Genomic DNA, 6,512 nt, shown 5'->3' on the forward strand with positions numbered 1-6,512 from the left:
CTGCGATCATCCGCCGGGGCGCGAAGCACCGAAATCCAGGGTGGCCTGCGTTCCGCGCGGCTGGCAGGGCTGCAGCTGCAGGGTCCAGCCAAGGTGCTCGCACAGGCGCGCAATCAGGTCCAGGCCGATCCCGCCACGATCGACACGCTCTCCCCGGGCCATGCGTGCGTGGATCGCAGCGATCTCCTCCGGGCTCATGCCATGCCCCGGGTCCTGCAGGGTCAGCACCGCCGAAGCGCTCAGGCGCAGTTCGATGTGCCCGCGGCCGCTGTTCTCGATCGCGTTGCGCAACAGGTTGCCGATCGCCGCCTGCACCACCGCCAGCGGGGCAACGATGTCCACCGGCGCGGCCTGGATACCGATGCTCAGATCCTTGTCGCCCAGCAGATGGCGATGATGCTCGACGATGTCCGGCAGCAGCTGGTCCAGTGCGATGCGCTCGGCACGCGCCGCCAGCCGCGCCGGATCGCGCGCAAGCACCAGCAGCAGTTCGATCAGCTGCTCCACGCCCTGCGCGGTGCGCAGCACGCGCTGGATCTGCTGCCGGGCACGGTCCGGCAGGCCCGGCTGCTCCAGGGCCAGCTCGGCGGCGCCGGTCATCACCGCAATCGGGGTGCGCAGCTCATGGCTGGCAGTGCTGATGAACACCCGCTCGCGTTCCACGAACTGCTCGTTGCGTTCGAGGTAGTCATTCAACGCATCGGCGATGGTGTGCAGCTCGGAACTGCCACGCGGGTCGACATCGATGCGCTGGCCCTGCGCGCCCGGCCGCAACGCGCCGATGCGCTGCGCCAGGAGGCTGAGCGGACGCACCATGCGCTCCATGCCGAAGGACGCCATCAGCACGGTGACGAAGATCATGATCACCCCGGCCAGCATCACCCACCGCGTGGCGAACTGCTCAAGGTCGTGGAAGTCGGAGATGTCCAGCACCAGCGCAACGCGCCCCATCGAGTCTGTATCACGCACCATGACCGCCGTTTCGCGGTCCTTCACCATCACCCCGTCATGCAGGCCGGGATGCAGGGTGCGCAGGCTGTCAGGCAGGTTCACCGCGTCGAAACGGTACAGGCTGAGCGTGTCCGAGTCCTGCCATCGATAGTGTGGCTCGTGCTCGACATGCTCGACGATGCTGTCCAGTTCGGAGTTGAGCAGCGCGCGCCAGGCGGCGTGTTCGGCGTGCTCGTGCACATAGTTGCCTACGCTGAACACCGCCAGCGAAAGCAGTGCCAGGTAGCCCAGCAGCCACCACAGCACGCGGCGGTACAGCGGTCCGGGTCTACGCACCTTCATCGTCATTCCTGCCGGCCTCGGCGGCGGTGGGCAGGGCCAACCGGTAGCCGACCCGCGGCAGCGTGTGGATCAGCTTGTCCACGAACGGTCCATCCACGCTGCGGCGCAGTTCGTAGACATGCGAGCGCAGCAGGTCGCCGTCCGGTGGCTCGTCGCCCCACAGGGCGAATTCGAGCTGCTGGCGGGTGACCGCGCCGGGGCTGGCGCGCATCAGCACTTCCAGCAGCTTGCGGCAGGCCGGATACAGATGCAGGACCTGTCCGGCGCGCTGCGCCTCCAGGGTCGCCAGGTCCAGCACCAGATCACCCACCTGCAGCCGCTTGCGGGGGTTGCGTCCCTGTGCCCGCAGCAGCAGGGCCTCCAGCCGCACTTCCAGCTCCGGCAACGCGAACGGCTTGGTCAGGTAGTCATCAGCGCCGGCACGGAAGCCGGCAATCTTGTCCGGCAGTTCGTCGCGTGCGGTCAGCATGATCACCGGCACCTCCGAGCCATGCTCGGCACGCAGGCGGCGCAGCACTTCCGGCCCTTCCATCCGGGGCAGCATCCAGTCCAGGATCACCGCGTCATAGGGATGGCTGCCCGCCAGATGCAGGCCGGTGATGCCATCGGGAGCCACATCCAGCACATGACCGCGCGACTCGAAGTAGTCGAACAGATTGGCCACCAGCTGCCGGTTGTCCTCGATCACCAACAGGCGCATGCATGAAAGTTCCACGGAAGTTCGTACCATGGTAGCGCCACGCATGTCGGAATGAGGTCGCCCCGGCGATACTCCGACGCTTTTCCCACCCCCGCCGCCTCAAAATGGCCGTTTTGCTCCCGGAGCCTGCCGTGCCCGTAGCCCTGCCCCGCCGTTGGCGCCTGCCCCTGCTCTGGCTGTTGATCATCGCGGCGCTGGCTGCCGGCATCGGCATGCGCCAACCGCAGCCACCGGACGAACCCCGCTTCGTACTGGCCGCCAGGACCATGGTGGAAAGCGGGGAATGGCTGCTGCCGCATCGTGGCAGCGAGCTGTATGCGGAGAAGCCGCCGGTGTTCATGTGGCTGCAGGCGGCGGCCTACGAAGTGGTAGGCAGCTGGCAGTGGTCGTTCCTGCTGCCTTCGCTGCTGGGGGCCCTGCTCAGTCTGTGGTTGGTGTCGGATCTGGCACGCCGACTGTGGTCGCCGCGCCATTCCCTCTATGCCATCGGCGCCCTGTTCTGCACCCTGCAGTTCGGCCTGATGGCCAAGCGTGCGCAGATCGATATGGTGCTGGTCGGGATGACGACGCTGGCCCTGTGGGGCCTGCTGCGGCATCTGTGCGAGCGACGCAATGTGCCGGCGCTGTGGCTGGCCGGCTTTGCCGCCGGCCTGGGCACGGTGACCAAAGGCGTAGGTTTCCTGCCGCTGCTGATGGTGCTGCCCTGGTTCGGCTGGTGGCTGTACCAGCATCGCCGCGGCCGTCGCATCGAGGGTCCGCACCCGGCGACCCTGCTGTGGCTGATCCCTGCATTCCTGCTCGGCGTGGCCGTCTGGCTGGCCCCGCTGGGCTGGGCCCTGCTGCACGAACCCAGTGCCTCGCTGCAGTCCTATGCGCATGAACTGCTGTTCAAGCAGACCGGCACCCGCTATGCCAACGCCTGGCACCACCGGCAGCCGGTCTGGTACTACCTGCAGGTGATCCTGACACTGTGGCTGCCGGGTGCCCTGTTGCTGCCGGTGCTGGCCCGCCCGTGGTGGCGGCGCCTGCGCCGTGGCGACCGCCGGCAGTGGCTGCTGCTGGGGTGGGCGCTGCTGGTGCTGGTGTTCTTCAGCGCCAGCCCCGGCAAGCGCGAGGTCTACCTGCTGCCGATGCTGCCTGCCGTGGCCCTTGCCGCCGCGCCCCTGCTGCCCGGCCTGCTGCGCAGGCTGTGCGTGCGCCGGTATCTGTTCGGTTACAGCCTGGTGCTGATGCTGGCAACCGCCGTGCTGGGCGTGATGCTGCTCACCGAAAGTCACTGGGCGCAGGCGCAGCTGCAGCGGCGTGCGATGCCCGACACCCTGCTGCCGGTGCTGGGCGACGGCCTGCTGACGTTCGCGATCGCCGTGGCTACCCTGGCCGTGTGGTTGCGCGTGCGGCGCGCCGCCACCCTGGTACTGCTCACACACGGCCTGCTGTGGATGCTGTACGGCCTGGTGCTGATTCCGGCGCTCGACCCCTACGCCTCGTCGTCGGCGCTGATGCGCCGGGTCGGCGCGAGGATCGGCCCCGATGCCGAACTGGCACTGGTGGCCTGGCGCGAGCAGAACCTGCTGCAGGCCGACCGCGCCGTGCGCGAGTTCGGCTTCAAGCGGCCCTGGCCTGAACAGTGGCACGACGCCGGCCCCTGGCTGGCCGAAGCACCCGACCGGCGCTGGCTGCTGGTGCTCGACAAGGCCATGAGTCCCTGCGTGGATGCCGCCCAGGTGATCGACATCGGCGTCGCCAACCGCAACCGCTGGCAACTGGTGCCCGGCACCGCCTGGGATGCCGGCTGCCACGCCGAGCGGGCCGGCGCCAACGAAGAAGAAGACTGAATCATCCCCCACGCGGGCCGGCGGTTAACCCGGCCCGAACGCAGGTCCGACCCTTCTCCGACATCAACCTGACGAGCATGGCGCCGGTTCATCGTCACGGTGTTTTCCTGCATGTCCGTCCGTCCTCCCGTCTCCGGGGTTGCTTCGGCCTACTCCACGCTGGCATCGCGGTTCGCCGTAACCCACCTGTGGCTTCCACTGCTCATCGTGCTGCCCCTGTTCGCCGTGTTCATGGAGGGGGGAGCCGATCAATGGCTGGCTGACCACCTGTTCCGGTTGGAGGGCGGCCGCTGGGCACTGCAGGATGCGTGGTTCACCCGCTCGCTGGTGCACCGGGGCGGCAAGTGGTTCAGCACCGCCGCGGCGCTGGTGGTGATACTGCTGAGCTTTCACCACTGGCGCCGCGGACGTGATCGCACCCTGCGATGGGCGCTGCTTTATGTCGTAATTGCCCTGGCGCTGGGAACCGGCGGCGTGTCGCTGCTGAAGTCGCTGGTGCCGATGGACTGCCCGTGGGATCTGCTGCGCTACGGCGGCCACCAGCCTTATATCGGGCTTTTCAGCCATCGTCCGGCCGACATGCCGATGACCGCGTGCTTTCCCGCCGGCCATGCCAGTGCCGGCTATGCCTGGCTGAGCCTGTACTTTTTCGCCCTGCTGTGGCGTCCTGCCTGGCGCTGGACCGGCCTGGCACTGGGCCTGGGCAGCGGGCTGCTGTTCGGCATCAGCCAGCAGCTGCGGGGTGCACATTTTCTGTCGCATGACCTTGCCACAGCCCTGCTGTGCTGGCTGCTGTCACTGGGGCTGTACGTTCTGGTCCGCCATCACCTGGACCGCACCAACCGCCTGGAGGCGAACGCATGAATGCTTCGGTCCAACGCTCGTTCCGTGTGCCATCGCTGGCCGTCCTGCGCAGCTGGCGGCCACAGCTGTCCACCGAGGCGTTGATCGCGCTGACCAGCCTGTTCTTCGCCCTGGCCGGCAACGGCCTGTTCTGGCGCAGCGCGATGGCCAGCCACCCGGAGAGCCTGCGCTACGCGGTGTCGCTGCTGCTGTTGCTGCTCGGCACGCATGGCCTGCTGCTGGGCCTGCTGGTCTGGCGCTGGAACGCCAAGGTGGTGATCAGCGCGCTGCTGCTGGTAACGGCCTTCGCCGCCCACTACATGAGCCGTTACCACATCTATCTGGACGCGGACATGCTGCGCAACGTGCTGGCGACCGATCCGAAGGAAAGCCGCGAACTGATGACGGTCTCGCTGCTGTGGCCGGTACTGCTGCTGGCGGCACTGCCGATGGTGCTGGTGTGGCGGGTGCAGCTGCAGCGGCGCAGCTGGGGGCGCAGCCTGCTGTGGCGCCTGGGCTTCCTGGCGGTGGCTGCGGTGACCGCTGTTGGCGGTGCACTGATCTCGTTCCAGGACGTCTCCGCACTGATGCGCAACCAGCGTGAAGTGCGTTACCTCGCCACCCCGGCCAACGTGCTGCTGGGTCTTCCACGTGCACTGCGCGGCGACAACCCGGTGCAGCGCGCGCCGAAACTGCCGATCGGCACCGACGCCAAGGCCACCCCACGCGCTCCGGCGAGCAAACCGCGGCTGCTGGTAATCGTGATGGGCGAGACCGTGCGTGCACAGAACTGGGGCCTCAACGGCGGCCGCAATACCACGCCGGAACTGGCCCAGGCACCGGTGATCAACTTCCCCGACATGCACTCCTGCGGCACCAGCACCGAAGTTTCGCTGCCCTGCCTGTTCTCGCCATGGGGACGCCACGACTACGACGAGAAGAAGATCCGCGCGCACCAGTCGCTGCTGCACGTACTGAACCGTGCCGGCATCGCACCGCTGTGGCGTGACAACCAGTCCGGCTGCAAAGGCGTGTGCGAAGGACTGGACTTCCAGTCGCTGTCCGATGCGACCACCCCGGGCCTGTGCGCCGACGGCCGCTGCATGGACGAGATCCTGCTGCAGGACCTGGCCACCCAGGTGCGTGCCAGGCCCGGCGACCGCGTGGTCGTGCTGCACCAGCTGGGCAACCATGGCCCGGCGTATTTCGAGCGCTATCCGGCCGCCTTTGCCCGCTTCAAGCCAACCTGCGACACCCGTGACATCGGCCGGTGCTCACGTGAAGAGATCACCAACAGCTATGACAATGCCGTGCTGTACACCGATCATTTCCTGAGCAAGACCATCGGCACGCTGCAGGGCATGCAGGACTACGACACGGCGATGATCTACCTGTCCGACCATGGCGAATCGCTGGGTGAGAAGGGCCTGTACCTGCACGGCGTGCCCTATGCGATCGCCCCGGCCGAGCAGACCCGCGTACCGATGACGATGTGGTTCTCGCCGGGCTTCGCCAGCAGTCGCGGGCTGGACCTGCAGTGCGTGCGAAAGCGTTCGGCAGCGTATACCGACCACGACAACCTGTTCCCGTCGGTGCTGGGCCTGATGCAGGTGAAGACGGCGCTGTACGAGCGCGATCGCGACGTGTTTGCCGGCTGCGAGAGCTGAGGGGTGTTCGGCAGGGCTTGCAGCCCTGCACCTGCAGAGGCAACGGCAGCAGCAACAGCGTGCAATCCGTGGGTAGGCGGGGTGGGTCCGGTGGCGGGGGACGCCGTAAATACGTCCTTGTAGGCTCGGTCGCCGCATCCATGCGGCTCACGCCCCCGCCACCGGACCCAGCCC

At 67.6% G+C, this 6,512-nt stretch carries 5 protein-coding genes; 3 read left to right on the forward strand and 2 right to left on the reverse strand.

The features are described 5' to 3' along the window. Nucleotides 1-6: 6 nt before the first annotated feature. Together IMX13_RS18325 and IMX13_RS18330 are read right to left on the reverse strand one after the other, a co-directional pair. Nucleotides 7-1,293 (reverse strand): HAMP domain-containing sensor histidine kinase, encoded by a 1,287-nt coding sequence (locus tag IMX13_RS18325; RefSeq protein WP_193396924.1) that lies wholly within the window; start codon nucleotides 1,291-1,293, stop codon nucleotides 7-9. After that, nucleotides 1,280-1,993, reverse strand: a complete 714-nt coding sequence (locus tag IMX13_RS18330; protein ID WP_065174831.1) for a response regulator transcription factor — start codon at nucleotides 1,991-1,993, stop codon at nucleotides 1,280-1,282. The genes IMX13_RS18325 and IMX13_RS18330 overlap by 14 nt, the downstream gene beginning before the upstream one ends. Before the next feature lie 131 nt (nucleotides 1,994-2,124). Between IMX13_RS18330 and IMX13_RS18335 the strand changes: the two genes are divergently transcribed. From IMX13_RS18335 to IMX13_RS18345, 3 genes are all read left to right on the forward strand, one after another. Beyond that, nucleotides 2,125-3,828, forward strand: a complete 1,704-nt coding sequence (locus tag IMX13_RS18335) for a glycosyltransferase family 39 protein (RefSeq protein ID WP_065182656.1) — start codon at nucleotides 2,125-2,127, stop codon at nucleotides 3,826-3,828. 111 nt (nucleotides 3,829-3,939) lie between these two features. After that, the gene (locus tag IMX13_RS18340; protein WP_193396925.1) at nucleotides 3,940-4,692 is read left to right on the forward strand and encodes a phosphatase PAP2 family protein; all 753 of its coding nucleotides are present in this window, start codon (nucleotides 3,940-3,942) and stop codon (nucleotides 4,690-4,692) included. Beyond that, the gene (locus tag IMX13_RS18345; RefSeq protein WP_193396926.1) at nucleotides 4,689-6,338 is read left to right on the forward strand and encodes a phosphoethanolamine--lipid A transferase; all 1,650 of its coding nucleotides are present in this window, start codon (nucleotides 4,689-4,691) and stop codon (nucleotides 6,336-6,338) included. The genes IMX13_RS18340 and IMX13_RS18345 overlap by 4 nt, the downstream gene beginning before the upstream one ends. Nucleotides 6,339-6,512: the final 174 nt, after the last annotated feature.

Origin of the sequence: Stenotrophomonas sp. B2 (genome assembly GCF_014947095.1) — a bacterium.
Classification (GTDB): Bacteria; Pseudomonadota; Gammaproteobacteria; order Xanthomonadales; family Xanthomonadaceae; genus Stenotrophomonas; species Stenotrophomonas maltophilia_P.

Bases quoted from the DNA above. Each gene is read 5' to 3' on its own strand.
- IMX13_RS18325 (WP_193396924.1), bottom strand. From the start codon at position 1,293: ATGAAGGTGCGTAGACCCGGACCGCTGTACCGCCGCGTGCTGTGGTGG.
- IMX13_RS18340 (WP_193396925.1), top strand. From the start codon at position 3,940: ATGTCCGTCCGTCCTCCCGTCTCCGGGGTTGCTTCGGCCTACTCCACG.
- IMX13_RS18330 (WP_065174831.1), bottom strand. From the start codon at position 1,993: ATGCGCCTGTTGGTGATCGAGGACAACCGGCAGCTGGTGGCCAATCTG.
- IMX13_RS18345 (WP_193396926.1), top strand. From the start codon at position 4,689: ATGAATGCTTCGGTCCAACGCTCGTTCCGTGTGCCATCGCTGGCCGTC.